This is a genomic window from Bradyrhizobium sp. SPXBL-04, assembly GCF_051853035.1.
Lineage (GTDB): Bacteria > Pseudomonadota > Alphaproteobacteria > Rhizobiales > Xanthobacteraceae > Bradyrhizobium > Bradyrhizobium zhanjiangense.
On sequence record NZ_CP182472.1, the window covers coordinates 7,995,807 to 8,022,050 of the forward strand.

25 protein-coding genes are annotated in these 26,244 nt (G+C 60.9%); 18 read left to right on the forward strand and 7 right to left on the reverse strand.

Annotation, left to right across the window (positions count from 1 at the left end; genetic code table 11):
• Positions 1–27: 27 nt before the first annotated feature.
• The 3 genes from ACNJX8_RS38105 to ACNJX8_RS38115 are packed head-to-tail and all read left to right on the forward strand — an operon-like array spanning position 28 to position 4,981.
• Complete coding sequence (locus tag ACNJX8_RS38105; protein WP_439358802.1) at positions 28–1,095, forward strand: HlyD family secretion protein; 1,068 nt, start codon at positions 28–30, stop codon at positions 1,093–1,095.
• Positions 1,092–3,866, forward strand: a complete 2,775-nt coding sequence (gene rbbA / locus ACNJX8_RS38110; RefSeq protein ID WP_439358803.1) for a ribosome-associated ATPase/putative transporter RbbA — start codon at positions 1,092–1,094, stop codon at positions 3,864–3,866. The genes ACNJX8_RS38105 and rbbA overlap by 4 nt, the downstream gene beginning before the upstream one ends.
• Before the next feature lie 2 nt (positions 3,867–3,868).
• Positions 3,869–4,981 (forward strand): ABC transporter permease, encoded by a 1,113-nt coding sequence (locus ACNJX8_RS38115; RefSeq protein ID WP_439358804.1) that lies wholly within the window; start codon positions 3,869–3,871, stop codon positions 4,979–4,981.
• 17 nt (positions 4,982–4,998) lie between these two features.
• Here the strand turns inward: ACNJX8_RS38115 and ACNJX8_RS38120 are convergent, their stop codons facing one another.
• The 3 genes from ACNJX8_RS38120 to ACNJX8_RS38130 all read right to left on the reverse strand — a co-directional run bounded on the left by ACNJX8_RS38120 (position 4,999) and on the right by ACNJX8_RS38130 (position 10,131).
• Complete coding sequence (locus tag ACNJX8_RS38120; protein WP_439358805.1) at positions 4,999–5,487, reverse strand: DUF2059 domain-containing protein; 489 nt, start codon at positions 5,485–5,487, stop codon at positions 4,999–5,001.
• 35 nt (positions 5,488–5,522) lie between these two features.
• Positions 5,523–6,740, reverse strand: coding sequence for an OpgC domain-containing protein (locus ACNJX8_RS38125; protein WP_439358806.1), 1,218 nt, complete (start codon positions 6,738–6,740; stop codon positions 5,523–5,525).
• 334 nt (positions 6,741–7,074) lie between these two features.
• Positions 7,075–10,131, reverse strand: coding sequence for an ATP-binding protein (locus ACNJX8_RS38130; RefSeq protein ID WP_439358807.1), 3,057 nt, complete (start codon positions 10,129–10,131; stop codon positions 7,075–7,077).
• A gap of 263 nt (positions 10,132–10,394) precedes the next feature.
• On the opposite strand from ACNJX8_RS38130, the gene ACNJX8_RS38135 reads away from it, so the two are divergent.
• The 14 genes from ACNJX8_RS38135 to ACNJX8_RS38200 all read left to right on the forward strand — a co-directional run bounded on the left by ACNJX8_RS38135 (position 10,395) and on the right by ACNJX8_RS38200 (position 21,255).
• Entirely contained in the window at positions 10,395–10,889 is a 495-nt protein-coding gene (locus ACNJX8_RS38135) for a hypothetical protein (protein WP_128942394.1), read from the forward strand.
• Between the two features lie 313 nt (positions 10,890–11,202).
• A complete protein-coding gene (locus tag ACNJX8_RS38140; protein WP_439358808.1) occupies positions 11,203–12,240 on the forward strand; it encodes a thermonuclease family protein in 1,038 nt (345 codons plus the stop codon).
• Positions 12,241–12,253: 13 nt separating this feature from the next.
• Positions 12,254–13,009 (forward strand): pentapeptide repeat-containing protein, encoded by a 756-nt coding sequence (locus ACNJX8_RS38145; protein WP_439358809.1) that lies wholly within the window; start codon positions 12,254–12,256, stop codon positions 13,007–13,009.
• A 553-nt stretch (positions 13,010–13,562) separates the two neighbouring features.
• Positions 13,563–14,426 carry a DUF6662 family protein gene (locus ACNJX8_RS38150; protein ID WP_128936726.1) on the forward strand — a complete coding sequence of 288 codons (864 nt, stop codon included), beginning with the start codon at positions 13,563–13,565 and terminating at the stop codon, positions 14,424–14,426.
• 19 nt (positions 14,427–14,445) lie between these two features.
• A complete protein-coding gene (locus ACNJX8_RS38155) occupies positions 14,446–14,901 on the forward strand; it encodes an FMN-binding protein (RefSeq protein WP_128942397.1) in 456 nt (151 codons plus the stop codon).
• A gap of 2 nt (positions 14,902–14,903) precedes the next feature.
• Entirely contained in the window at positions 14,904–15,719 is an 816-nt protein-coding gene (locus tag ACNJX8_RS38160) for an FAD:protein FMN transferase (protein ID WP_439358810.1), read from the forward strand.
• Positions 15,720–15,722: 3 nt separating this feature from the next.
• The gene (locus tag ACNJX8_RS38165; RefSeq protein ID WP_128936729.1) at positions 15,723–16,226 is read left to right on the forward strand and encodes a cytochrome b/b6 domain-containing protein; all 504 of its coding nucleotides are present in this window, start codon (positions 15,723–15,725) and stop codon (positions 16,224–16,226) included.
• Between the two features lie 307 nt (positions 16,227–16,533).
• On the forward strand, positions 16,534–16,827 hold the full coding sequence (locus ACNJX8_RS38170) for a hypothetical protein (RefSeq protein WP_128936730.1): 294 nt from the start codon (positions 16,534–16,536) through the stop codon (positions 16,825–16,827).
• Positions 16,828–16,921: 94 nt separating this feature from the next.
• Complete coding sequence (locus tag ACNJX8_RS38175; protein WP_439362035.1) at positions 16,922–17,737, forward strand: copper resistance protein CopC; 816 nt, start codon at positions 16,922–16,924, stop codon at positions 17,735–17,737.
• Between the two features lie 152 nt (positions 17,738–17,889).
• Positions 17,890–19,149 (forward strand): tyrosine-type recombinase/integrase, encoded by a 1,260-nt coding sequence (locus ACNJX8_RS38180; RefSeq protein ID WP_439358811.1) that lies wholly within the window; start codon positions 17,890–17,892, stop codon positions 19,147–19,149.
• Positions 19,150–19,199: 50 nt separating this feature from the next.
• Positions 19,200–19,892, forward strand: a complete 693-nt coding sequence (locus ACNJX8_RS38185; RefSeq protein ID WP_439358812.1) for a hypothetical protein — start codon at positions 19,200–19,202, stop codon at positions 19,890–19,892.
• 103 nt (positions 19,893–19,995) lie between these two features.
• A complete protein-coding gene (locus ACNJX8_RS38190; protein WP_439358813.1) occupies positions 19,996–20,220 on the forward strand; it encodes a helix-turn-helix transcriptional regulator in 225 nt (74 codons plus the stop codon).
• Between the two features lie 9 nt (positions 20,221–20,229).
• Positions 20,230–20,868 carry a helix-turn-helix domain-containing protein gene (locus ACNJX8_RS38195; RefSeq protein WP_439358814.1) on the forward strand — a complete coding sequence of 213 codons (639 nt, stop codon included), beginning with the start codon at positions 20,230–20,232 and terminating at the stop codon, positions 20,866–20,868.
• Positions 20,869–20,880: 12 nt separating this feature from the next.
• The gene (locus ACNJX8_RS38200) at positions 20,881–21,255 is read left to right on the forward strand and encodes a hypothetical protein (RefSeq protein WP_439358815.1); all 375 of its coding nucleotides are present in this window, start codon (positions 20,881–20,883) and stop codon (positions 21,253–21,255) included.
• A gap of 349 nt (positions 21,256–21,604) precedes the next feature.
• Here ACNJX8_RS38200 and ACNJX8_RS38205 read toward each other — a convergent pair whose 3' ends face one another.
• From ACNJX8_RS38205 to ACNJX8_RS38215, 3 genes are read right to left on the reverse strand one after another with little or no spacing between them, the layout of a single operon-like run.
• On the reverse strand, positions 21,605–22,516 hold the full coding sequence (locus ACNJX8_RS38205) for a plasmid partitioning protein RepB C-terminal domain-containing protein (protein ID WP_439358816.1): 912 nt from the start codon (positions 22,514–22,516) through the stop codon (positions 21,605–21,607).
• Positions 22,513–23,397 carry a plasmid partitioning protein RepB C-terminal domain-containing protein gene (locus ACNJX8_RS38210; protein ID WP_439358817.1) on the reverse strand — a complete coding sequence of 295 codons (885 nt, stop codon included), beginning with the start codon at positions 23,395–23,397 and terminating at the stop codon, positions 22,513–22,515. Before ACNJX8_RS38210 ends, ACNJX8_RS38205 begins: the two co-directional genes overlap by 4 nt.
• Complete coding sequence (locus ACNJX8_RS38215; protein ID WP_439358818.1) at positions 23,394–24,959, reverse strand: recombinase family protein; 1,566 nt, start codon at positions 24,957–24,959, stop codon at positions 23,394–23,396. The genes ACNJX8_RS38210 and ACNJX8_RS38215 overlap by 4 nt, the downstream gene beginning before the upstream one ends.
• Before the next feature lie 78 nt (positions 24,960–25,037).
• On the opposite strand from ACNJX8_RS38215, the gene ACNJX8_RS38220 reads away from it, so the two are divergent.
• The gene (locus ACNJX8_RS38220) at positions 25,038–25,418 is read left to right on the forward strand and encodes a hypothetical protein (protein WP_439358819.1); all 381 of its coding nucleotides are present in this window, start codon (positions 25,038–25,040) and stop codon (positions 25,416–25,418) included.
• A gap of 100 nt (positions 25,419–25,518) precedes the next feature.
• Here the strand turns inward: ACNJX8_RS38220 and ACNJX8_RS38225 are convergent, their stop codons facing one another.
• Positions 25,519–25,986, reverse strand: a complete 468-nt coding sequence (locus ACNJX8_RS38225; protein ID WP_439358820.1) for a DUF2130 domain-containing protein — start codon at positions 25,984–25,986, stop codon at positions 25,519–25,521.
• Positions 25,987–26,244 lie beyond the last annotated feature (258 nt).

Here is a 26,244-nt window from a genome sequence, read left to right on the forward strand (position 1 = left end):
GGCGCCGCTGCGCGGCGTGGTGGACTGATGAACTTCACTTCCGGCCGCGTCATTGCCGCGATCACCATCCTCCTTGCGGGCGGCGGCTATTTCTACTGGCAGCACCGCGATACCAATGCACTTCCCGCGGGTTTCGCCCGAGGCAATGGCCGTATCGAGGCGGTGGAGATCGACATCGCCACCAAGACGCCGGGACGAATCCGCGAGATCCTGGTCAACGAAGGCGACTTCGTGACCGCGGGCCAGGTTCTGGCGCGGATGGACACCGAGCAATTGCAGGCCCAGCGTCGCCAGGCCGAAGCGCAGCTCCAGCGCGCGTCAATCAACGTCGAGACCGCGAAGAGCCTCGTCAACCAGCGCGAGGCCGAACGCGAGGCTGCTGAGGCCGTTGTCGACCAGCGCGTCGCGCAGCTCGACACCACGAGCCGCAAGCTCGATCGCTCCGAGCAGCTGATCAGGACAAGTGCAGTGTCGCAGCAGGTGCTGGATGACGACCGCTCTGCCAACGCCACGGCGAAGGCGGCGCTTGCCGCTTCGAAGGCCCAGGTCGCAGCATCCGAGGCCGCGATCAGCTCCGCCCGCGCCATGGTGATCGATGCAGGAGCCGCGGTCGACGCGGCAAAGGCCGCGATCGAGAGCATCAACGCCGATATCAATGATAGCGTGCTGAAGGCACCGCGCGACGGCCGCGTGCAGTATCGCGTGTCGCAGCCCGGCGAGGTGCTCGCGGCCGGCGGCCGCGTCCTCAACATGGTCGATCTCGGCGACGTCTACATGACATTCTTCCTACCTACGGCGCAGGCCGGCCGCGTCGCGATCGGCGCCGACGTTCGTCTCGTGCTCGATGCCATCCCGCAATATGTGATCCCCGCAAGAGCCACCTTCGTCGCTGACGTCGCGCAATTCACGCCCAAGACGGTCGAGACCGAGGAGGAGCGTCAGAAGCTGATGTTCCGGATCAAGGCGCATATCGCGCCCGAGCTGCTGCGCCAGCACATCGAGCATGTGAAGACCGGCCTGCCCGGGATGGCCTATGTGCAGTTCGATCCGGCCGCGCAATGGCCCGACAATCTCAAGATCAAGCTGACCCGATGAGCGCGATTGCCACAGCCGATGCATTGGCTGCCGTCGGCAGCGTGGTGCATCTGGACGGCGTGGGCCTGAACTACGGTAAGACCCGGGCGCTCGATGCCATTACGCTCGACCTGCCGTCCGGCTGCATGGTCGGACTGATCGGCCCCGACGGCGTCGGCAAATCGAGCCTGCTCGCCCTGATCGCGGGCGCGCGTGCGATCCAGGAAGGGCGCATCGATGTGCTCGGCGGCGACATGGCGAGCTCACGGCATCGCCGCACGGTCTGCCCCGACATCGCTTATATGCCGCAGGGTCTCGGCAAGAATCTTTATCCAACGCTGTCGGTGTTCGAGAACATCGACTTCTTCGGCCGCCTGTTCGGACACGACAAGGCGGAACGAAGTAGACGGATCGCCGGCCTGCTGCGCGATACCGGGCTCACCGCCTTCGCCGACCGACCCGCCGCAAAGCTCTCCGGCGGCATGAAGCAGAAGGTGGGCCTGTGCTGCGCTCTGATTCACGATCCCGAGCTTCTGATCCTGGACGAGCCGACCACGGGCGTCGATCCCTTGTCTCGACGTCAATTCTGGGAACTGATCGCCTCGATCCGCGACAGCCGGCCTGGCATGAGCGTGATCGTCTCGACCGCCTATATGGAAGAAGCCGCGCAATTCGACGTCCTGGTCGCGATGAACGCCGGCCGCGTGCTGGCGACGGGAACCCCGGTCGCGCTGAAGCGGCGGACCGGCGCCGACACGCTCGACGACGCGTTCATCCGTCTGTTGCCGGAGGCAGATCGCGACCATCATACCAGTGTCGTCATCCCTCCACGCAACGAGGGCCATGACGAGATCGCGATCGAGGCCGATCACCTGACCCGGCGGTTCAACGACTTCGTCGCCGTAGACGACGTCAGCTTCCGCATCAGGAAGGGCGAGATCTTCGGCTTTCTCGGCTCGAACGGGTGCGGCAAGACCACGACAATGAAGATGCTCACCGGCCTCTTGCCCGTCAGCGAAGGCACCGCGCGGCTGTTCGGCAAGGCGATCGATGCCCGCGACATGTCGGTGCGGCGGCGCATCGGCTACATGTCGCAGGGCTTTTCGCTCTATTCGGAGCTGACGGTCACCCAAAACCTCGACCTGCATGCGCGGCTGTTCGAGCTGCCGGCGGACACTATTGCCGCGCGCATCGACGAGATGATCGTCCGGTTCGATCTCGCCGATGTCGCCGATACTCTGCCCGATGCGCTGCCGCTCGGCTTGCGGCAGCGGCTGTCACTGGCGGTCGCCATGATCCATGCGCCCGATATCCTCATCCTCGACGAGCCGACCTCTGGCGTCGATCCGGTTGCCCGGGACCGCTTCTGGAAGATCCTCGCCGAGCTCTCCCGCGAGGATAACGTTACGATTTTCGTCTCGACCCACTTCATGAACGAGGCCGAGCGCTGCGATCGAATCTCGCTGATGCATGCGGGCAAGGTGCTGACGTCGGACACGCCCGCTGCGATCGTGGCCGCGCGCGGCACCGATACGCTGGAGCAGGCTTTCATCGCCTGTCTGGAGGACGCGATCGCCGAATCCCGGGACTCAGCCGGCCGGCCGGCACTTACATCGCCCGTGCCGGCGGCGACGACCACGGCGCTCCCGCGCAATCGCGGTGCGACATTCAATCCGACCCGCATGCTCGCCTATTCCCGGCGCGAAGCGCTCGAGCTGCGGCGCGATCCGATCCGCGCCACGCTCGCGATCCTCGGCAGCGTGCTGCTGCTGTTCGTGCTCGGCTACGGCATCAGCTTGGACGTCGAAAACCTGACCTTCGCCGTGCTCGACCGCGACGACAGCGCCATCAGCCGCGACTACAGCCTTCAGATCGCGGGATCGCGCTACTTCACCCAAAAGCCACCGATCAGCGACTATGCCGACCTCGACCGCCGCATGCGCGCCGGCGAGATTGGCCTCGCCATCGAATTGCCGCCCGGCTTCGGCCGCGACGTCAGCCGCGGCCACCGTGTCGAGATCGGCGCCTGGGTCGACGGCGCCAACCCGACTCGCGCCGAGACGCTGCGCTCCTACGCCCAAGCGATTCACGCCACCTGGCTGGCACAGAAGGGCCGCGAACTCTATGGCGAGGCGACGATCGCCGGCTCCTACCAGCTCCAGCTGCGCTATCGCTACAATCCAGACGTCAGAAGCGTCGTCGCCATGGCACCCGGGATCATTCCGCTGCTGCTGGTCATGATTCCGGCGGTGCTGGCGGCGCTCGCGGTCGTGCGCGAGAAGGAGCTCGGCTCGATCGTCAATTTCTATGTGACGCCGGTGACGCGGCTGGAATTCCTGCTCGGCACGCAGCTGCCTTACGTGCTGCTGGCATTCGGCAACTTCCTCCTGCTCGTCGGCTTTGCGCTCGCCGTTTTCGGCGTGCCCTTCACCGGCAGCTTTGCGACCTATGCGCTCGCCGCCCTGCTCTATGTCACGGCCACAACAGGCCTGGGGCTCGTGATCTCGGCCTTCATGAAAAGCCAGATCGCGGCCCTGTTCGGCACGGTCCTGATCACGCTGATCCCGGCCATCCAATATTCCGGGCTGATCGATCCCGTTTCATCGCTCCAGGGCTTCGGCGCCCTGGTCGGGCGACTCTATCCTACCGCCTATTTCGTCACGATCTCGCGGGGCACCTTCTCCAAGGGCCTGGGGTTCGACACCCTTCACAACGATCTCCTGGCGCTCGCCGTCACGGTTCCGCTGCTGGTGGCGGCCGGGGCCATGCTGCTGAAGAAACAGGCCCGCTGACCATGCGCTTTGACAACGTGCTCCAGCTCGGCATCAAGGAATTGCGCGGCCTGGTGCGTGACCCCATGCTGCTCGTACTCATCGTCTATTCCTTCACGCTGGCGGTCTATGCCGGAGCAAGAGCGCTGCCGGAGACCCTGAACCGCGCCGCAATCGCCATCGTCGACGAGGATCATTCGCCAGTCTCGACCCGCATCGAGATGGCGTTCACCGCGCCCTATTTCTCCAAGCCGCGCCTGATCTCGCAATACGAGATGGACCGGAGGATGGATGCCGGCCTCGACACCTTCGCGCTGGACATCCCGCCGGACTTCCAGCGCGATCTACTGGCGCGGAAGTCGCCAGCCATCCAGCTCAACGTCGACGCCACGCGAATCTCGCAAGCCTTCAACGGCGGCGGCTATGTCGAGCAGATCGTCAGCGCGGAGGTCGCGGAGTTTCTGGCACACACCCGCGATGCGCAGACGCCGCCGATCGAGCTGGCGCTGCGGGCGCGCTTCAACCCCGAGCTGAAAAAGTCATGGTTCGGCGCCATCGACCAGGTCATCACCTCGATCACCATGCTCTCGATCATCCTCACCGGCGCAGCGCTGATCCGTGAGCGCGAGCACGGCACGATCGAGCACCTCCTGGTGATGCCGGTTACCCCCTTGGAGATCATGGTGAGCAAGGTCTGGTCGATGGGAGCGGTGGTGCTGGTTGCCTCCGCCCTGTCGATCGGCTTCGTGGTGAAGGGATGGCTGGCGGTCACGATCGACGGCTCGCTGGCGCTGTTCCTGCTCGGCGCGGCGCTGCAGCTGTTCGCCACCACCAGCATGGGCATCTTCCTGGCCACGGTCGCCGGATCGATGCCGCAGTTCGGGCTGCTGCTGATCATGATCCTGCTGCCGCTACAGACGCTTTCAGGCAGCATGACGCCGCGGGAAAGCATGCCGCAATTCGTCCAGGACATCATGCTGGCGGCGCCCAACACGCATTTCGTGATGCTCGCGCAGGCGATCCTGTTCCGCGGCGCCGGCCTCGAGGCGGTGTGGCCGCAACTCGTCGCGCTCACGCTGATCGGCGGCATCTTGTTCGTGATCGCGCTGCGGCGTTTCCGCGCGTTTCTGGCCTAGCCCGCAGTCGCGCGGTTTCAGAGCTTGTGGCCCTTCTGGCGCAGCGCCTCGATCAGGCGCTGCTTCAATTCGTCGGCGGCCTTCAGGCTGACGTCCTGGCCGATCTGGGCGCCAGCCTGCGCCAGCGCGTCCGACTTCGCCAGGAATTTCTGCCCTGCCGGCTGGGCATAGAACGCCTCGATCAGGCGCAGCTCGTCCACCGTGAAGCTCGCGGCATAGAGCGCGGCGACCTGGTCGATGATCGATGCCAGGAACGGGGCGTAGATCTCGGAGCCAGGGGCCGTCATCGCGTCATAGTCGCGCTCGATCTCCGGCCTGTCCTGGGCGACCACGGGCCTCAGCTTGAGCAGGAGCTGCGGCAGCAGCGTGCGATACTGATCCGCGATCTTCAAGGTGACCACGAGCTTGCGCGCTGCGGTCATCGCCTCGGGTGACGGCGCCTGGGCCGACGCCCCGCAGACGAGGAGCAGGAAGATGCCGGCGATTGTCGACAAACGTCTGGACATGGACCCTCCGTGAGAATGCAGGCGGCGCGGTGCGTTCAGCGGCTCGCAGGCGCGGCGGCAGCGCTCACGGCCGGCGCGTTGTCCAATGCGGTGTCGGCCTCCTCGACCTCCGTCACCTTCACGAACAGGTTCGGCACGCGCTCGGCCCGGCCGAGCAGCCAGGCCGCGCCGACCATGATGACGATGCCGACGATGGAGACGGCGAGCTGCTCCCAGACGCCCTTGGTGTATTGCGTCAGGATCCAGTGCGCCGAGAACGACAGGAACACACCGAGGCAGAAGATCGGCAGCGAATGCTGGCCGCAGAGGATGATAGGCCGCAGCCATGTTGAATGCAGCGCCCGCCATTTGCGCGAGAGGAAATGAGTCACCCAGATCGCCAGCGCCAGGAAATGCGTGAAGCGCAGCATGTCGAGATCGGTCTTGTCGATCGGGTAGATCGCCTTGATCATCGATTTCGGGATCAGCGCCTCGAGCGCAGGGACGTGCCAGGTCATCACGATCAGCAGCGCGAAGATCAGCCAGACTGCGGCCAGCCCCATCGCCGCCTTCGACCACACCCATGTCGCGATCTTGTCGATCTGGCCGATGCCGCACCAGGCCGCGAACACGAACATCAGCTGCCAGCAGAACGGATTGAAGTACCAGGTCGTGCCGGGCGGATAGGAGGCGATATTCCAATCGAACCAGCGCGACAGCACGTAGAGCACGACGGAGCCTGCGAGCGTCAGGTTCGGTCGGCGCACCAGGCACCACACGATGAAGGGCGAGGCGAGCACCAGCGTGATGTAGAGCGGCAGCACGTCGAGATTGACCGGCTTGTATTTCAGGAGGATCGCCTGCCCGATCAGCTCGTCCGGATGCGCCAGGAAGTTGAACACGTTGAACTCGTGCTCATACATCGGATTGTCGAAGCGACGTACGGTGCGCGCGATCTGCGCCGTGAACAGCAGGAACAGCATGATGTGGGCGACATACAGCTCGGCCGCGCGCCGCCACAGCCGCTTGGCCGCGGCGAGAAACCAGCCGCCCGCGACGATCGGTCCGTAGATCCAGCCGACCAGATAGCCGGAGATGAAGACGAAGAACTCGGCGGCGTCGCTGAAGCCGTAGTTGCGCAGCGTCAGCCAGGCCACGACATCGTGCGGGATGTGGTCGAGGAAGATCATCCACAGGCCGATGCCGCGGAAGAGATCGAGCCGCAGGTCGCGCTCGACCGGCGCCAAAAGTGCCGACTGGTCCCGTGTAATCATGGCCCGCCTCGTTCGGTGGGCGTCGCGCCATCGCGGCGCCGGAGAATCGGATGCTAGAAATTGAAAACCAAAAGTCACCTGGCCCTGCGGCTAGTGGCAACGGTAGCCGACCTTGCTGCGCGCGCAAGGGACTTTGTCATCGGGGGGAGACACGGGCTTGCCATCCTCTGCGCTGGACGATGACGGCGCCTGCAAAAAAGTGAAAAAACAACCCCATGCACAGTAGAAGCGTCGTGCTAAGCCTTTGTATCAGTTGCAATATTTAGTTGACCCGTCGGGCAGAAAAACCGGCACGACGGTACCATCGCACGCCCACCCCATGAAGGCACAAGGTTCAGGTGAGCTCGTCGCCTTGGGCGAGCATCTCGCCTAGCATCGCCTCGGCCTTGTGCTGGAGCGGCAGCGCGCCGCTCTCGGAGGCGATCGCGATAGCGGCGCGCAGGGCTGCGAGGATGGCCGCCCTGCTTTCGGCGCTGGACGCCGGCGTCACCACGGCTTCGCCAAACAGGGCCTCGGCCTCGAGGCCCGAAAACCCCTGCTGGCGCGCCGTGTTGCGCGCCTCGCGCAGCATGTTCTGCGCAGCCCTGGCGTCGCCGAGGCGGTAGGTAGCCAGCGCCAGGTAGATCGAGCTGCGCAGCACCGCCGAGGTATAGCCGACCGCCTTCGCCTCCTCGCGCGCCTCGGTCAGCATGCCCCGCGCCCGATCGAACAGGCCCTGCTCCAGATAGGCCATGCCGAGATGGCAGGCGAGTACCGGCACGAACAGCCGGATGCCGTGCTTCTGCGCGAGGACGAAGCCGTCCTCGAGGATGGAAGCGGCCGCCGCCGGATCGTTCTGCCCCAGCTTCAGCCATCCGCCGCTATAGGCGGCCGCGACGCGGTCGTAGGGGCGGTTGGTCTCGTCCGCGATCGCGGAAGCTTGTTGTTGGAGCTGCTCGGCGACGTCGTGCTCGCCCATGACGGTGTGGGTGATGCTGTTCATCATGCAGCACAGGAGGAGCAAAGATCGTGGGGTCGTGCCGATAGGAGCACTCGCTGTTGGACCCGCAAGATGGACGCGGGCCGTGGCCAGCATCTTCTCGGCGCCATGGTAGCGGCCGGAAAGAAAATAGGCCTGCCCGAGACCATATTGAGCGAGATTGCGCCAGCCGGGGTTGCCCGAGCTTTCCGCCAATTGAACAACATCTTCGCCGATCGCGACAGCTTCGACCGGCGTCCCGTAGAAGTTCTGCGCGCCCGCTCTCATGGTCATGGCCGCCACTTTGCGTCCAATGTCGCTGATCGCATCTGCTCGTCGTTCGGCTTCCCGCCCCAGGTCCAACGCCTCCGCCACCCGCCCTGATCCGGCAAACGCCAAACGCGCCTCCATCCGGAGGTCAATGGCGTCCATCTCTCGCGCGTGCGTCAACGGCGTCTTGTCGAGAGACCCCATTGCGATCTCGAAATAGTCGACCGCGTCGACATAGGCCGAGCGCGCCAGACATTTCCGGGCCGCGCTCCTGCCATGGCGAAACGCCTTCTGCCAATCCTTCGCCCTCGTCGCGTGATAACAGAGAGCATCCGGATCGTCGGCCCATGCCTCGTCACCTTCAAGGGCGGCAAGTATGCTGGCATGGATGCTTTCGCGCACCTTTTCGACCATCGAATCGTAGGTCACCTGCCTGACCATCTCGTGGCGAAATTCGAGCGAATCCTCCAACTCACTGTCGATCTTGACCAGCAGTTCGGCCCGGTCGAGTGCGGCGAGGCAATCCTGCAGGACGTCTTCCGGCAAGGCCGCTACTTTCCGCAACATGGCCTGGTTGGCCCGGCGTCCAAGCGCCGCGGCGATCTGAAGAAGTGACCTTTCCTGTCGAGACACGCGATCGAGCCGTGCCGCGATCACACCTTGAATGCTGCTGGGGATGCCGAGCTCGTCCACAGGACGCGCAAGGGAAAGGTCACCCCACTGGCCAAGAAGCAGGCCGCTGTCCTTCAGACTGCGGCAGACCTCCTCGATGAACAGCGGAACGTTGGCGGTATGAGAGATGATCCGATTCTTCAGGTCCGCATTCGAGGTGGTGGGGCCAAGCATCTCCGCGAGCATGGCCAGACCCGAATCGTCGTCGAGAGGCCGCATCGCCACGATCTCCGCGTGACAATTTGCGATCCACACCGGCATTCCGTTGGGCCGCGTCGTCAGCAGCACAAGCAAATCGGGGCTTTGCAGTCCGGAAAGGGTGGCCACAACCGTGTCGCTGGCCCGATCGATCCAGTGCAGGTCTTCGATCAGGAGGACCGTGCGCTGGCGACGGGCGATGCTCTCGACGATCGCGCAGCTGGCGTCTGAAATCGCTCGGCCGCGGGCGTGAGGCTCCAATTCGTCCCATTGCGGATCGGAAATCGGTAAGTCCAGGACCGCGTCGATGGCTCGTTGCTGCACCACCGGCAACGTGTCTCTGGGATCGACCGTCCTGGTCTGATCCCTCGCAGCTGCATCAAAGACCGACAGCAACAGGCGCTTGAGGGCGCTGTACGGGGCACCCTGGAGATTCGGGCTGCACTCGGCATCGATCAGCCGCCAGCCGCCGGCCCGGAGATCTTGCGCAAACTCGTGCGCGAGCCGCGACTTTCCGATGCCGGCGTCACCTGTCAGCAGGACCGTCTGCCGGCTGGCGGCGACCCTTTCCGTGGCACGCCATAGCAATGCCCTCTCCGTCGTGCGGTCGACGAAACGGGAAACGCTGCGCGCACGTCGGACCCGCCAGCTCGATAGATCGCTCGCGCCCATGATCCGGTACACCGGCATGGGCTCGCCAAAACCACGGAGCGCTTTTCGGCCCAGGAATTCAAAGCGCACATGTCCGTCCGCGAGCTCCTGGCAGGCTTGCGAGACATAGATCTGGTTCGCTTCGGCCGCTGCTTCCAGCCGGGCTGCCAGATGCTGAGCGGCCCCGCCGATCTCGTAGACTTTGGAAAATTCGCTGGCGACCATGTAGGCCACCACATGACCCGAGTGGAGGCCGACCCGGACCTGAAGCCCGGGATCGCCCAGGCTGCCGACACGCCGGACTAGCTCGATGGCCGCGTGACAGGCCAGGGGCGCATGGTTGTCGTCGGCGATCGGGGCGCCGAATACAGCGGCCAACCCGTCGCCCAACTCTTTACTGACGATGCCGCCAAACTGCCGCACCGCGCCTCTCATCGCCGCAAGCGCCGGCTCAAGACGCAACACCGCCTGCTCCGGCTCCAGTTCGGCAACGAGTCCGGTGGAATCGACGACGTCGGCGCGCAGAATCGTTACAAACCGTCGTTCGCTATCGGGATCGACGCGCTGACGGACCGCCGCCCCGCATTTGGAGCACCAGCTGTCGCCCGGACCAATTGCCGACTGACACGCGAAACAATGCATTCCAGTGCCTTCAACGACTGCCCCGGCAGTCCCCGCTCCAACGCCTACGCGGCGTTCGACCCAACATTACCCATAGGAGGATGCATGGCAATCGGACCTGCGGCATACGCGATGTTACTGAATGGTGCGTCTCTGGACGAAGCACACTCCTGGGTGGTAGCGTGACTGCGCACCAAAATTGCGTGATCGGCCGCAGCGTGACGCGTATTTTCGGCCTGCCCCGCTACAGATTTTGACAAACAGACATATCGAGGAAAGAGGCGATGGCCGGACTGGTATATAGCGGCAAGGCATTTCGAGACTTGATGAACAGCAACTACTATCCTTTAGCGAACATGAAGAAGAGTGTCGCGAAGCTCAAGGCATCGGACTATATCGATCTGCCAACTTTGGAATATGGCCAATACCACCTGATCTTGAACCCGCCATCGAAGTGGCCGCAGGGAAGCGCCAAATACTGGCACAAGGAGAAGGGCCGAGCCCGCGTCGATCTCAGCACCCAGCCGAACACGGTCCCGCTGTCCAAGGATGAGCCCGGCGTCATTCCTCTGACGCGATGCGATCTGCTCGATGCCTGCGTCCGGAAATGCTTCAACTCCGAGCCGCCGATCCCAATGAAGACGAAGATCATCACCCACGCGGCAAGCGATGCCTACGCGCACCGGCACGAGATCCGGCTGGAGTGGGAGTACAAGAACGGCGAGGACAAGGCGCCGACGCTGCTCTATCTGACGATGGTCTGTCCGCACAGATCGTGATCTTCAGAAGCGTTCTTCTTGGTTCAAGAACCCATTGCCGCCCCCGCGCGACAGGCGCGCGGGCGTCTTGTTGCGACCGATCGATCCCACTCGCCCAAGGTCTGACGTCCGCCGCTCTGGCCCTTCGAGCGCATTCACTGCGAGAACCCCGTTGTCAGCCTCGTGTAAGTCGAGAGCTGTCGCCGCGACCGCGTCGCAGCTGTCGCAGCTGCCGTCATGGGACTGTCGCACGAAGATGATCGGTTGCCTCTCATTGTGCGCGCGAATCGCTTTGTCAGAAGTCGATGGTCGCGCGCGGTGACAGGAGCGGCCGATGCCCGTGGGACTGCTGGAGGTCGAAGGCACCATCGAGGTCAAGCAGTTCTGGCCGGAGGGGCGGTCGGACGCCGACACCACCAAGGTGGTGGTGACCATCGCGCCGGACGCGATCCGCTTCCGCAAGGAAGACTCAGCGCCATTCCAGCCGACCCGTATCTTCGAGAGCGCCAAGGTCAAGGGCCGCACGTCGACCGCGCCGATCAAGAACGGCAAGCTCACCGTTCGCCTCCAGGGCATCGACGCGCCCGAGCTGCACTATCAGCCGTCGCCTCTCTCGACGGCCGAGAAGAAGGGACTGACGGAGGCCAAGAAGCAGGCCTATCACGAGGTCACCCATTCGTACCGGCAATTCCTCGGCGCCACCGCGAGCAAGGCTCTGCACGATTTCCTCAGCCGTGCCGGCGAAGCCGCGCTTCCCTGCCGGGTGTTCACCCATGTCGATGCGCCGAACGAGGTGTTCGACACCCATGGAAGGCTGGTCGGCGACATCGAGGTGACGGTCGGAGGCGAAACAATCGACATCAATCACTGGCTGGTCGAACAGGGCTTTGCCTATCCGACGTTCTACTCCTCGATGAACGACGACGAGATCAGGGCTATCCTCGCCATCGCCAAGAGCGCGCGCAGCAAGAAGCTGCCGGTCTGGAAGCATCTCGCCAAAACGATTGGCGCCTTCGACTTCGACCTGCGCGAGCCCAGGGCTGGCGAGACCGCCGTGCTCGCGACCGACAAGGGCCCGGTGATCCCGCCAAAACTCTACCGCCGCTACACCAACTGGTCGGCGCGCAAGAAGGCGAAGATCACGAGCCAGACCTTCCAGAAGTTTTTGACCGAAGGCTCCGGCGGCAAGCCCGACACCTGCTACGAGACCAGCGACTTCCTGGCCAACGGCGTGCACGCGGCAACGCCAAGGAATTTTGCGGAGTTCGTCGAGGGCGGGACAACGATCAAGTTTCAGCCGGAAGGGCTGGTGTTTGGGGAGGCACCGTCGAGCCTGGTGGGGGCGGATGGGAAGGTGATTAGGGAGTTTTGAGGGGAGGCGCGCCATGCCGAACCGCTTGCGGCGCTCAGCCTCACGGGCCAGCGCTTCAAGGTTACGATCTGATCTCGGCGTCTCCTGCGCCGCGGACGCAGTGAACATCTTCCAAGCTATTGATCTTTCGCAATCGACCCGGATCGAACGAAGACGTCAGATCGCGCGACAGAGTTGCATGGCTAGATCTGATGATCCCGATGCTTTGCCTGAACCGGATGAACCCCTGGATCGTACGGTGCGCCTGCCGCCCAACGACTGCTCGCTGGCCGGGACAGTGCAGCAGGGCCGCGACATGATGTTCGCTCAACTCGCCGGCGTCGACATGGCGGAAGCGGACTTTTACTGGGCAATGTTTCACGATGCGGTGCTCGAAGGCGCCATTTTGGCGCGTTGCGACCTGCGCGGCGCGACCTTCAATAGCGCCAATCTGCGCCGAGCCGACCTTCGCGGTGCCAATTGTGGGCTCGACAATCTGGGCGGTTCGACCGATTTCATTGGAGCTGACCTGTCAGGTGCCGACTTGCGTCGGCCCAATATCGGTGGTGCGGATTTCACTGGCGCGAAGTTGATCGGCGCCGATCTTTCCGACGCCAATGCCGTCAGTGAGTTGCCTAACTGGCGTCTCACGTGGTTCAGGGGCGCCGATTTGACCAATGCTCGTCTTGCGGGAGCAAGGCTGAGCGGCGCGACATACGATGATCGCACTGTCTTTCCCCGCGGGTTCAATCCGAACGAGGCCGGGATGATCCGGTTCATCGGGCGATAGATGTAGGTGGTGGACGTGAACACCTTCGAATTGCGGTGGCAGGGCATTCGATTGAGCGGCGAGTAAGTCCCGTGATTGCTGCAACGTCTCGCCAAGCTGAGCCTGGGGACGACGGAGCGACGAGCACCGGCACCGAACAGTCCTAGGCAAGCCGATCACGAGTCTCGGCTCCTTCGAACACCGCTTGGGCTGCTGCGGCGGTTCCGTCGCGCCCAGCTTCAGCGTATTGCGAAGACGTCGGCACGTCGTGCTCCCTGACGACAAGTGCAACAGATCCGAACCTCGATTGGAATTTGTCAAAATTAGAATCGCTCCAGCCGGAAGGCGAATAGAGGGTAAGCTGCTCTTGCTGCTCACTTACTTATTTTTCCGAAACCTTGCGGAATGACGCCGAGCATCCCGCGAGTGAAGGTGCTGGACGAGTTTAGATTAATTCCAACCTGAGGTGTATTGTCACACCTTCGTGTGTCGCTGTAGGCCGCGTCCCACAGGCTTTTCTTTGATGGGGACGACAGTGAAGCGTTTGGTGGGACCGATATGCGCGGCAGCTGTGATGCTGACCGCTTGTCAGGCGCGTGCAGGGGAATCGCCGTTCGGCTGGATCTACACCGCCGATGTGCATCCGCAGGGCACGTTTGAATACGAACACAAATCGTTCATGCAGTCAGGGCAGTCGCAGGGACAGTATTTTTTCATGCAGAACAAGGAGGAGATCGAATATGGTCTCACCAACCAGCTGCAGATTTCCGGCTATTTCAACTGGAGTTATGCCAACGCCTTCCGCAACGGCTTCGACGGGACGACGGGCGGACCGGGCGTGACTCAGTTTCTCGATGCTTCCTTCGACCCGTACTCGCGTTACGAGAAGACTCGCTTCGATTCGGTTTCCTTCGAGGCGATCTATCAGGTTCTCAATCCCGTGACCGATCCGATCGGGCTCGCGCTCTACATCGAACCGGAGATCGGGCCGAGGGAGAAGGAGCTGGAATGGCGGGTGATCTTGCAGAAGAACTTCCTGGAGGATCGCCTCATTGCCGCTATTAATATCATGGGCAAGCATGAGCGCGAGGTGTACGCCGACGGCTCGATCGAAAGAGCTTCGCCGATCGACGTGACCTTCGGCATGTCCTATCTCGTGATGCCGAACTGGATGATCGGCTTCGAGACCCGCGTCCACAACGAATTCACCGGCTACTGGTTCAACAATCCTGAACATTCCGCATTCTTTGCCGGACCCGTCATCCACTACGCGCAAAAGGAATTCTGGTGGACGCTGGCCTGGCGTCACCAACTGCCGATGGTCATCACCTACAACGAGGATCAGGCGTCAGTGGTGAAGCACGGACGCATCTACGGCGACGAGCACGCGCGCGACGAGGTGATGTTCCGCCTCGGCGTGCCGTTCGCTGTGAAATGAAGTTTCGAGGCGGGGCAGCATGAAGTGGACACCACTCCTCGCCGCGCCGGCAGCGATCGTTCTGATCGCGCCGGCTGGCGCCACCGTGTATATGAGTGAACAGCAGGCGATGCAGGCGATCTTTCCCGGCGCATCGTTCTCCCCCGGCGGCAGGGCGGGAGTCTTCCGTGCCTCCTCGGGCGGGATCGTCGTGATCGACCGCGTGCTCGGCAAGCACGAATATATCAAATACGCCGTCGGCATCACCGCCGGCGGCACGGTCAAGCATATCGAAATCCTCGAATACAACGAATCCTATGGCTACGAGGTTCGCGAGGCCTCGTGGCGCTCGCAGTTCATAGGCAAGAGCGCGAGCTCGCCGCTGCAGCTCAATATCGATATCAAGAACATCAGCGGCGCGACGTTGTCGTGCAAGCACATTACCGATGGCGTGAGACGTGTTGTCGGGCAGTACCAGAGTCTGAGGGGGCAGTAGCCATGAGGCGCGCACGACCGCTGCTGGGCACGATCGTGGAGATCGAGGTCGACGGCGTCGCGCAAGCCGACGCTGAACGAGCGATTGCCCGCGCCTTCGAGGCGGTATTGCTGGTTCAGCGTCTGATGAGCTTCCACGATGCAGGTAGCGACATCGGACGCATCAACCGCGCGGCGTTCCGAAAGCCCGTGACAGTCCATCCCTGGACGGCGCGGGTTCTGCGTCACGCGGCAGCGTTTCATGCAGCAAGCAACGGCCTGTTCGACTGCGCGGTCGGCTTCGAGCTGATGCGCCGCGAGTTGCTGCCGTCCAGCGACCTCGACCATGTCTGTGAAGGCGACTTCAGCGCAGTCCGCCTGTCGGAGGATCGGTCCGTGCGTTTGACGGCACCGGTGGCAATCGACCTTGGCGGAATCGCCAAGGGCTACGCGGTGGATCGCGCCGTCGCCTCGCTTCGCGCTGCGGGCGTCCGATGCGCGACTGTCAACGCCGGCGGCGATCTGCGCGTCATGGGCGAGATCGACCAGCCGATCCATGTGCACGTTCCAGGCCGGGGCTTGCTGCAGGCCGGACTGTTGCGCAACGGCGCCATCGCGACCTCCTCCTCCTTCGCCACTGTCGGCCGGAACGGAGCGCTGGAATCGCCGGACTCCACAACCGATAGACGAGCCTATTCGGTCGTCGCACCAAGCTGCATCGTCGCGGACGCTTTGACAAAGATTCTGGTCCAGAGCGCCGAGCCGCAGCATCCCTGCTTCGGTCGCTTCGGCGCGACGGCTTTCATCAGCGGCGGTGATCTCCAGTCGATGGCGGCCTGATCCATGCGCCTCGGCTTTGTTCAAAAGAGCGCTGTCTGGACCGCAACCGCGGTGGTCGCGCTGACCGGCGCCGCCTGGTTCGTTCTGCACGACCTCGTCGACGCCGAGCCCAGTGAATCCGAACGATTGCTATTGATGCTCCACGGCATCTCGGCCTATGCAGTTTTGATCGCAATCGGCTCGCTGCTGCCGTTGCACGTGCGGTCGGGCTGGCACCGGCGCCGCAAGCGATGGACCGGCGGCACCACGCTGGCCATGCTTGCCTTGCTCGCCATGACAGGTCTCGTGCTCTATTACGGGGGCGAACAAACGCGGGAGCCGGCCCGGTGGATCCACATCGCCATCGGGATTGCATGCATGGGGTTGTTTCCTATCCACGCACTACTTGCGGCAACGGTCAGGCGCAGCGCTGACAGCGCGATATCATCTCGGGATGGCGCGGCGGAGAGCGAGAGTCGCGGCGCATCCGCAATCACCGGTCGACGCACCGAAGCGCTTTCGCAGTGAAATTCCAATCGATTTGGAACCCAGCCAGCACTGCACGGCTGTGTAGCCTCGCCCATGAGGTGTTAGGCTAGGCGCCGTCCCATGAAAACGCCACGCGGATAACCACGCTTTCTCTATCCTGTGTGGCGAGTCGCAACGATTCGTCGAGTGGCGGACTCCCTCATGAGATCGACAGGAAGCGCAACGAAAGGGAATCCGAACCCTGTCTCTTTCCCGTCAAACTTGGTTCAGCATTCATTCAAGCGCGAATGCCTATTTTTCCCGGAATAGGTTCCTCGTATCGCCTCTTGGAGTCGGGAGAGTTGTCATGAAACTGAAGAGTGCACTTCTGGCCACCGCGTTTGCCTTTACGGCACTGTCCACGCTACCGGCGCTCGCCCATGATGAGTGGGACAATGGGCACCGCGCATTTCATGACGAGCTCGGCGAAGCTCATGAACGGGCGCACGAGGAAGGGTTTGAGAGCCGTGCCGAGCATCGCGCCTATCACCGCGCGCTCCGCGACTTGCACGGGGGCTATCATGAGGATCGCGGCGACTACAGCTATTATCGGCCGCGCTACAATTATTACTATCCCAATTACCGCAGTTGGGGATGGTAGCCGCGTAGCTTCGAGGCGAGGAGAATGAAATATGCGCGCTAGACTTTTAGCCATCAGCGCGGGCATCGGCCTCGCCCTTGCTGCGACCGAAGCAATGGCTCATCCTAAGCTCACATCCTCTGCTCCACCGTCGGATGGCATAGAGCGCGCCGCGCCCACGACCAAGGAAATCCGCCTGAACTTCTCGGAAGGAGTTATTGCCAAATTTTCAGGCCTGGAGTTGCAGGACGAGAGTGGCAAGTCGATTGCTACAGGTACCCCGGCAGTCGACCTGAAGGACAAGAAGCAGCTTGTGGTGCCTCTCGATGCGCCGTTGCCGGCCGGCAAGTACCGGGTGATATGGCAGCGGTCTCTGAGGACACCCACCACGTCAAGGGCGAATACACCTTCACTGTCGGCAACTAGTCGTGGAGCTATGGCTTGTCCTCGTCCGCTTCGTGCATTACGCGACGTCCCTCGTCCTATTTGGCTTAGTGCTGTTTCCTTTCTACGCCTATCCGCGAGCGGCAAGTCGCGGCGGTGGCAGCCGCGGGCTGGCAATCTCGCTGTCGGTTTCAGTTCTCATCCTTGCCAGCGGCGCGAAAGACAATGCACATTTGCTGCAGCACAGGAGTTGAGAGAGCGCCGCCTTCTGCGATGCGTCGGGATGCTTCATCAGGTCCATAAGCTACGCGGAGGGTGGCAGTGCACTCAATTGACGGTTGGAAGGTCGCAACTGCTGCAACACCCCGCCGAGCCGGCCGAGTCGGTGGTTTGCAGGCGCGCTGCTAACCGACATGAGCGCGACGGCACTGGCCGCGGCCTGAGCCGGCCCGCGATCTTTCCACCAAACACAAATGGCCCGCGTCGCGCGGGCCATTTTCGTATCGGATCCGGTCAATCCGAATTTGGTTGCGGGGATAGGATTTGAACCTATGACCTTCAGGTTATGAGTATGAATTTCACAGTTTTCTGGACTTATCCCAAGACCTCTCACTTTACCTAAGCAACTCAGAATATTAGTGAACTTTAGCATCGCGATTTCCCGAGATATCCTGCCATTCCTGTTGCGGTGGCGACTCGGTGGCGATTCTGGAGGTCAATGTGCCGGTACTGAAGCTGACGCGGAGAACGATCGACGCAATCGAACCCGTCGACAAGCAGACCATCTTTTACGACAGCGAACTGACCGGTTTTTGCCTCAAGGTCCTTCCCTCCGGCGTCCAGAGGTGGTGCGTCGAATACCGTAGCGGCGCCGGCGGGCGGAGCGTCGGCAAGACGCGGATGGTCCTTGGGTCAGCCTCGAGCATGACGCCCGACCAAGCGCGCGCTACGGCCAAATCAATCCTCGCCGCTGTGGCCCTCGGACAGGATCCCGCCCGCAAGCGCTCGACCGAACGTGCCATGCCAACCTTTGCAGATTTTGGCGAGCGCTATCTGCGCGAAGAGGCCGAGACAAAACTGAAGCCACGGACGGTCGTCAACTACCGCATCTACCTCCGTAAGCACGCCGCCCCCCTCCTCGGCACCCGCAAGCTCGATGCGCTCGATAGTTCCGACATCTCGAAGATGCACCGGAAGATCGGCAAGGAGACGCCGATGACCGCAAATCGGGTCGTGGAGTTCATCGGGTCCGTCTTCCGGTACGCTGCCGTCTGCGGCCTCGTTCCCAAAGGGCACAACCCCGCGAGTCATGTCCAAGCATTCCGCGAGCAGCGCCGCGAACGGTTCCTGAGCTCAACGGAACTCGGCCGCCTGGGAGACGCCATTCGTGAAGCGGAGACGGTGGGCGTTCCGTGGGCTCTTGATAAAGACCAACCCAACGCGAAGCACATCCCGAAAAATGGCCGCACGAAACTCGGGCCTCATGTCGCTGCCGCCCTGCGCCTTCTGATTCTTACCGGCGCTCGGCTTCGGGAAATTCTCGAACTCAAATGGGAATATGTTGACCTCCAGCGCGGCCTGCTCTTGCTGCCTGATAGCAAAACGGGTCAAAAGGCCATTATTCTAAACGCACCGGCTCTCGACATCCTTAGCAAGATCCCCAAGATCGATTGCTACGTGATCTCGAGCGATATCAAGGGGCAGCCTCGGCACGACCTGAATAAGCCTTGGAAGCTAGTGAGCAGGCGATCCGGCCTGGAAGGCGTAAGAATCCACGACCTGAGACATACCCACGCCAGCTATGGCGCAGGCGCGGGCTTTGGGCTGCCCATTATCGGCAAGCTGCTTGGACATTCTCAGCCGGCGACCACCGCACGTTATGCGCATCTGGACAATGATCCATTGCGTCGTGCATCCGAACAAATCGCAAAAGCACTAGCGGCAGCGATGGGCGAATGAATATAAGTGCTGGCGCGTTCACACATAACGGGAACAACGAGTTGCTTGAGATGGACGGATCCGACTTTGACATTGAACAGCCACCGTTTGCCCAATTGGATGAGGCGCTTTGGTGGATTGAGTTTCGGCACATCGGAGAATCCGCAAGAGACGGCTGGTGGTCGACGTTTGAAAGCAAAGACCGGCTTGAGGCCGCTCTACTTGCCAACGAACTCCGAGCTTACGGATCAATTGATGCCTCGCCGGTGCAGCAAATCGAACGCTGGACATGGACCGAATTTGATTTCGTTGCTGTGGATCGAGCCGGTAGGGAAATCCAGACAAAAGCGGGAGGCCCCATTCACAGATTCATTGTCCGCTCCCTGAAGGCTTACCGCGCGGCAGCTCTTAAAGATCTAAGCCAGCCGACAAAAGAGCTCGTGCCCGGGATCAGTGGCGAAGAAACCGGCTTCCACAGGGTGATGGACCAAATTGTCTTTCTCGAAAGCGACGTTCGGCGCGCCTTTCCTGCGGGACTGGCCCCAGCGAAGGAATATCCGCCGCTCGACAAGAAATACCCTACCTTCCTCAAGGAGATCGAAGACGGGAAATATCTATATAGCCCCGAGCCTGTCGGTTTCGACCACGTGTTCGGTTTGCTCATCGATTATCTGAAACGGACAAGGCAACTCAATTCTGCGGACAATTCCGTCCGGAAGGGGCTGCAACGCCATTACAAGGAGTTCAGCAAGCACGGACAATAAGACAAAGCGAGACATGTCCGCAGTTGTCTGAACAGCTCTCTGCTTTCCTCCTGTAGGAAGCAAATGCCGGGATTGATCCGGAGTTTGCAATTGGGGAAAGCAATTGAACGTCGAGACTCGATACGAACAATCGCGATGGCTTACTAGAAAAGAAGCTGCTGCATACCTCCGGCTTGGAGAGAGCACACTCGCGAAGCTCTTTGTCACGGGCGATGGACCTCCTGCAATCAAGGTAGGACGTTCCGTCAGGTATGAAACGGGCGACCTCGACGCCTGGATGAGCTCTCGTCGGCGACGCTCAACGTCCGACAGCGGCTCCGCCAAGTGAGGCCGGTCCGTGGATGCACGAGCTTTCACCCGCGAAAAGATGCAGTGGCTCAATGCCATCAGTCTTGAATGCGAAGTCAACTCCACAGCGTTTCGGGTCGCTTATCTCATCGCCGATCATCAGAATTCGGTAGCCGGATTCGCTTGGCCATCCCTCGCCCGGCTCGCCGGAAAAGTCTGCCTATCGAACAAATCCATTCAGAGAGCAGTCGGGCAGCTGGAAAGATTGGGATGGCTCGAGGTGGAGCGAAGAAGGGAGCGTTCTAACCGATATCGCTTGAGTTGGCCGCCAGGACGAACCCCGGCGCCCAGGCAGACCGAAAGCAATGAAGCAGACAAAACTGTCCTCGTGGAGAGACAAGAACGTCTCACCAGAGGGGACAAAACTGTCCGCCAATCCTACTTAAATAAACACCTTAGAACCTTCTCAAGTCGGCTTGGCGGAGGAAGGCAAGGAACGCGGTTCACCGATCAAGGCAAATTCGAAGCGGAGATCATTGGACGGTTTGGACCGGGCATGATCGACTTGCTCGAAAAGCTGAACGAGATCGACCCCCGCTGCGTCGAACAGCTTTGCAGGCGTGCGAAAGATGGAACCTTGTCACGCGTCGACATTGCCGCTGCTGAGCTGATCGTGGCGCAGAATTAGGAGAACAGAAGAATGACGGAATTTGACGAGATATTGTCGAAAGCGCTCGAGGCGGCGAGATATTACCATCCGCGTTTGAGCGCCGAGATCTATGTCTTTCCAAAGCCAGTCGACGCGGCGCGGCCGCCCGAACCGGCCGCATCGCAACTTCGCGAAAGGCGCTGCCGCATAGCTATGACATGGGTGGAGAGATTATTGACGAACGGCGAGTTCGACAGAGGTGGAATCACGATCAGCCAGTTGCGGTGCCGGATTTTTCTTAGCGAACGCATCTTAGTTCCGCGCGAGATCATTCTTGCGATCGCAGTGTACAAATGCGTTGAGATATTCGTCGGCGGACATGATGTCTGGCTCGGGAAGCTCTGGGATGGGCCGGTACCCGTTTAGTTGTCTGTCGTGCTGCGCCAGAGTTTTGAACGAAGCCCACGCAATTCGCTGAAGACAGACCAAAAAACTTGGCCGCTAACTTACCTCTCTGCTCCTAGCCACAGCCGCGGACCGCTTGACCAAGGTCTACTTTCAGCGCAACCCGGACATCGTTCATGAATGGGTCCTTCCCGGTCTCCTCCCCCATACGGCCCAAACGCGCCCCAAGAACTCTCCAGCGGCAAAGTCCCGAAACTGGGTTGACACGGTTGACAAGTTGACAGGTTGGAGCCGCAATAGCGAAGCCTGATCAGTCTCCCGTGACCCTAAGTACGCGGCCATCGCCGAACGCGTTTCGCCCGAGCTGCCATTACCGCGCGGTGGACTCGGGCACGGTGTGATCGAGGGATGTGACCGAAACGATCGCCTTGAACTCTTCGAGTATCTCTGGGTGATTTTGATCAAGGTAGCGCTCGACTTTCCGGTTGGCGATCAATTTCGATATGTAACCCGAGACAATCACCAGATGCAGCACATCCTCGCCATAGGATGCTTCGACAGCCTTGAAGTCCTGCTGAAGCGTACTCATCTCGCGTTCCATGCGCGCCAATTGCTCAGGCGTCATGCCATCGATCCGTTTTGCCCTCTCGGGCTTCGCCAGATCAGCCTGCTTCGTCGCCGCGAGAAGCGCCCGCGCATAGCCGACGGTGAAGTTCGAGGCCGACAACATTAATTCCGCGACTTCGACCTGGCGCATTGGACCCATCTTTCGCATTACATCGAACGTCACCGTGCTGACCATCTTGTCCTTCAGCATCTCGATGACTTCCGGGCCTATGCCATCCAGCATGGCCCGCCGCCGTTTGATGTGGCCGATGTTGACGTCGAGGGCCTTCGCTAGCTTCTCTTCCGAAACGCCTCGCGCAAGCGCCCGCACGATCATGAAGTATTCCTGGATCGTTGCGAGGTGATTGATGCGCTTGTTATAGGTGAAGGTCTCATCGTCATGCGACAGAATGCAGCGCGCGCTGGTTTCGTCGCGATCCAGCAGTGCCGCGCGGCGCCAGTGACCATCGAGCAGGAGATATTTCCCGTTCTCGTCAGGGTGCTTCGACAGGACCAGCGGCTCGATCAATCCGACTTCGGCAATCGACTGGGCCACACGCTTGTACCGGACAAGCCTTTTGGTCTCGTCCGATATTTGTTTGAGCGGCAGGATCGAATCAAAAGGAACGACAATGATATTTTGCTCAAAAGCTATCCGGACATCGGCCGTGTTCATTGCTGTCCTCCCGCGCCGTGGAGTCGCTCGGCAATGGGCCTCGGCAGTGTATGCAACTCCTCCGCCTGCAGCAGTTTGACGAACGAGACCTCCGCCATCAGCACCCGCAGGGCGTTAACGGTGAAGAGCAGGCGGCTTTGGGCGAGGCCAGCCTTTTTCACAAGTAGTTTCTGCCGATCAGCCTCTTTCTTGTAGGCGCGCACAAGGGCGCCGGATGTTACGCGCTTTGACTGTTGCCGCGGCCCTGTCGGGGTCTTTGCCTTCCCCAGCAGGTTACGTTGTTCAATGATCTTGCGGATCGCGAGGACCTGATTGCCGGGAATCGCATTGGCTTCATAGGCTTCCGCAAGCGCCCTCTGGACATCACCGTCCCTGGCCTTCGCAATCTCCATGGCAATGCTGTGCGGAATGAGCCCCCTTTCGACCGCGGCCAATAGCCGTTGCTCTCCGTTATTGAGGAGCGAGCAGATTGCATAGATATACTCGGTGCTGAAGTCGATTTTGGCCGCGATCTGCCCAATCGAATAGCCTCGCTTCTTGAGGCTGCCGATCTCGGCGACCAGCTCCAGGGGAGAATGATGTCGCCGCGCGAGGTTCTCGACGAGGCTCATCACGAAGCAATCCTCTTCGGAGGCTTCAATAACAATCGCGGGGATTTCCGCCTGACCAAGCGCTATGAAGGCTTCCAGCCGGCCCTGACCACAGACGAGATCAAATCCGTGGCCATTGCGGCGGCTAACCGTAATCGGCTTCTTGAGGCCAAGATGGGCGATGCTTGTTACAAGTTCGTTGAAGATCCGCTTGTTGCGTGAGCGCGGGTTGATGACCCTGATGTCCGTTACAGGAACTTTGACAATTTCCGGTGCCGTTTCGTCGTTCATGCGGCAACTCCCAGTCCCTTGCGCGCGCTTAGTCCAAAGAATGCATCGAGATCGTCGAAGCGATAGGCATCCAGGTAGATACCATTCTCTTCCGCGAGTCTCAGTCGGTCGGTCGACATGTCGATGCTGGGCAGGAGATAGTAGTCGAGTATCTCCTTGTTCTCTGCAGCCATGCGGATCGCGATCGTGATATCGGGGCGCAGGCCGGTGTCGAGTCTGAGCTTCCAGCGAAGAAAGCCAGCCGGCGTGTGCAGGCAGCGGGCAATGATGATCGAGGCGGTAAACTCGCCGTTGATCCTCAAAATGTCAGTTAGCTCGTCAAACTCGACCGTTCCTCCAGCTTCGCGTATCCCCGCCATCGCTTTATCAAGCAACTCCGGAAACATCGTCCGGAGTGCGCGGTTGGTTTCGATATACTGGTAATCGCGCCCCGGATCGTATCCGACGAGTTGGTATGCCCGGATAAGGCTGCCAAATCGGGTTCGATACACAGAGCTTGAGGGCATCTCATCCATCTCGTCGATGACCAGCCCGGAAAGGTGTCCTTTCTGCTTCAGAAGGGTTGTTAGCCGCTCAAGCATTTCGGCGTTCGTCAGCCGCTTGCTGCGTTCCTCGATAATGCGCCTGGCGGCAAGGAAGAAGTCGCTGTCGATGACAGCGTTGAAGGCGTGATCGGCGCGTATCCACATACCCGGCGGATTGATCACACGCGTCTGCTTCAGTTTGAAGGAAACGCGATTGTAGACGTTGTTGCCGACATATTTTTCGTTGGTGAGGATCTGATGGATTGTCCCGCGGGTCCACGGCCGACCAAACTCGTTCGGAATGCCCTCAAGGTTTAGCATGGCGGCAATCTCGGCTTCCGATTTGAGCTGGAGGACGAAGCATCTGTAGATGCGCCGCACCAGCTCGACCTCCTGCGGCGGTCCCGGCTTCAGGATGACCCGGTCGGTTTGCAGGCTCTTGTACTCGCCGCGACCAAGATCGGCCTTCGGCGTCCGATGTTCGTCGATCAGTTGCCGCCTGAGACCATATCCGGGCGTGCCGCCCTGCCGGAAACCGAGAGCGATCAGCCGGCACTGCCCGGCAAAGACCTTTGCGGATAGTTCCCGGCTATACTCGCCGGCCATCGCCCGCTTCATGCTCTTTATTATGGTAGATGACAGGCTGCCGTCGTTTTCGAACTGCTCGGCGCAATACTGGACCCGGATGCCTGCTTCCTTGCAGGTGTATTCGTAGTAGGCACTCTCATCGGCGTCCGGAAACCGCCCCCAGCGGCTCACGTCATAGACCAGCACGACGCTGAAGTCAGTCCGGCGGTTTCGAACATCGTCGATGAGCTGTTTCAGGGCATCGCGGCCCTCGATGCGCAGTCCGCTGCGCCCCTCGTCAGCATAGGTGCGGACAATCGTGAGGTTGTGCCGCGCCGCGTAGGCTGCGATCGCATCTTTCTGGTTCTCCGTCGAATATTTCTGGTGGTCGGTGGACATGCGCACATATTGCGCCGCTCGTGCCGCGCCTTTCGCTGGCTCTTCGGCAGTTGCTTGTCTTGCGCGTCGCACGGAAAGCTACTCGGTCATTGATCAACCTGAATTCAGGTCGAGCCTCGGATAGTTCAGCGTACCCAAGGGAGAGCTGGAATGTCGCTTCCGAAAAAGGACCGAAAGATTCAGTCCGTTTCAGGACACTCTCATCCTGATGGAGCGACAGACCTCGGAAGCGCCGAGTTCGCACGCGAGATTGCAGAGGCTCTTCACAAGGAGTTTGGTGAGACCCACGCTGCCATCAAGACCGTCGTCGCCCTGACAAAAGCCAACGAGCGCGCTGTAAAGAACTGGTTCTCGGCCAAGAATGGGCCAACGGGTCGACACCTGGTTGATCTTGTACGCATCTCCGATGAAGTCCTGGAAGCGGTATTGCGCATGTCCGGCAGGAGTGACTTAATTCTCGCCAAAAAGCTCGGTGATTCCAAACAGACGCTGATCAAGATGCTCAACCTTATCGGCGAACTCCAAGGCTAGTTTGGCCCTATAAACCCCGGGAAAGCGATACTGCTGCAGGGGGCCACGCGATATTGCAGAACATTCCCAAACAGACCGATTCCACAACCGACGAAGTCCGCTAGCCGGACTTCGGTTCTTCGGGCGTTAAATTTTGAAACTCGTGAATGCGATTACACGATTTCACGTGCACCGAGGCACTACTTTGGCTGTCACACTCGGCGGCTTCAGCAGGCAGGCTCTTAAGCTCCGCAAATTTCGCCGCCATCGTCGGATTGCCCCGGGTCAGCTTTTTGATCGTCACGTCCTGCGCCTTGTCGCTCGCAAGGCGGACGTTCCGATCGGCGCCTATCAACGTATCCTTGGTCTTCTGAAGGTAATCGATGGACCTATCGATCTCAGCGATCGCCGTCTGGAAGTGCCTAGAAGCGAGATCGTAGTTCTTCGAGAAGGCAGTCTTGAACGTTTCGAGCTGGCTCTCAAACTGCATGATGTCGATATTCTGAGCTCTCACGAGCCCAAGCAACGGCTCACGTCGCTGGGGATCGAAACCGACAAGCAGGCATGGACGTGCGCGCGTATGATGCACTTTGGTGGAGGGAGAGAAACTGAAGAAAAACTTGCTCGACTGCTGCGGCTCAGATGCTCTCGCTTAGCGCCAGGAACGGGATTCATGCTTCTCCGCTGTCACGGCTTTCTCAGTTTGACTTGGGGAGCACGGTACCAGAATACGCATCATCAAAAAGGACCTCAGACCATTGTTTACGTCGGGGTGATTGGGGTTTCTCTCCCCAGCATTGAAGCGTTACGATTTACAATAGCGCGCGACGGGCCGCACTCAGTTAAC

Coding starts and splice junctions, on each gene's coding strand:
- ACNJX8_RS38105 (WP_439358802.1), top strand. CDS start 28: ATGAACTTCACTTCCGGCCGCGTCATTGCCGCGATCACCATCCTCCTT.
- rbbA (WP_439358803.1), top strand. CDS start 1,092: ATGAGCGCGATTGCCACAGCCGATGCATTGGCTGCCGTCGGCAGCGTG.
- ACNJX8_RS38115 (WP_439358804.1), top strand. CDS start 3,869: ATGCGCTTTGACAACGTGCTCCAGCTCGGCATCAAGGAATTGCGCGGC.
- ACNJX8_RS38120 (WP_439358805.1), bottom strand. CDS start 5,487: ATGTCCAGACGTTTGTCGACAATCGCCGGCATCTTCCTGCTCCTCGTC.
- ACNJX8_RS38125 (WP_439358806.1), bottom strand. CDS start 6,740: ATGATTACACGGGACCAGTCGGCACTTTTGGCGCCGGTCGAGCGCGAC.
- ACNJX8_RS38130 (WP_439358807.1), bottom strand. CDS start 10,131: ATGCATTGTTTCGCGTGTCAGTCGGCAATTGGTCCGGGCGACAGCTGG.
- ACNJX8_RS38135 (WP_128942394.1), top strand. CDS start 10,395: ATGGCCGGACTGGTATATAGCGGCAAGGCATTTCGAGACTTGATGAAC.
- ACNJX8_RS38140 (WP_439358808.1), top strand. CDS start 11,203: ATGCCCGTGGGACTGCTGGAGGTCGAAGGCACCATCGAGGTCAAGCAG.
- ACNJX8_RS38145 (WP_439358809.1), top strand. CDS start 12,254: ATGCCGAACCGCTTGCGGCGCTCAGCCTCACGGGCCAGCGCTTCAAGG.
- ACNJX8_RS38150 (WP_128936726.1), top strand. CDS start 13,563: ATGCTGACCGCTTGTCAGGCGCGTGCAGGGGAATCGCCGTTCGGCTGG.
- ACNJX8_RS38155 (WP_128942397.1), top strand. CDS start 14,446: ATGAAGTGGACACCACTCCTCGCCGCGCCGGCAGCGATCGTTCTGATC.
- ACNJX8_RS38160 (WP_439358810.1), top strand. CDS start 14,904: ATGAGGCGCGCACGACCGCTGCTGGGCACGATCGTGGAGATCGAGGTC.
- ACNJX8_RS38165 (WP_128936729.1), top strand. CDS start 15,723: ATGCGCCTCGGCTTTGTTCAAAAGAGCGCTGTCTGGACCGCAACCGCG.
- ACNJX8_RS38170 (WP_128936730.1), top strand. CDS start 16,534: ATGAAACTGAAGAGTGCACTTCTGGCCACCGCGTTTGCCTTTACGGCA.
- ACNJX8_RS38175 (WP_439362035.1), top strand. CDS start 16,922: ATGGCTCATCCTAAGCTCACATCCTCTGCTCCACCGTCGGATGGCATA.
- ACNJX8_RS38185 (WP_439358812.1), top strand. CDS start 19,200: ATGGACGGATCCGACTTTGACATTGAACAGCCACCGTTTGCCCAATTG.
- ACNJX8_RS38200 (WP_439358815.1), top strand. CDS start 20,881: ATGACGGAATTTGACGAGATATTGTCGAAAGCGCTCGAGGCGGCGAGA.
- ACNJX8_RS38205 (WP_439358816.1), bottom strand. CDS start 22,516: ATGAACACGGCCGATGTCCGGATAGCTTTTGAGCAAAATATCATTGTC.
- ACNJX8_RS38210 (WP_439358817.1), bottom strand. CDS start 23,397: ATGAACGACGAAACGGCACCGGAAATTGTCAAAGTTCCTGTAACGGAC.
- ACNJX8_RS38220 (WP_439358819.1), top strand. CDS start 25,038: ATGTCGCTTCCGAAAAAGGACCGAAAGATTCAGTCCGTTTCAGGACAC.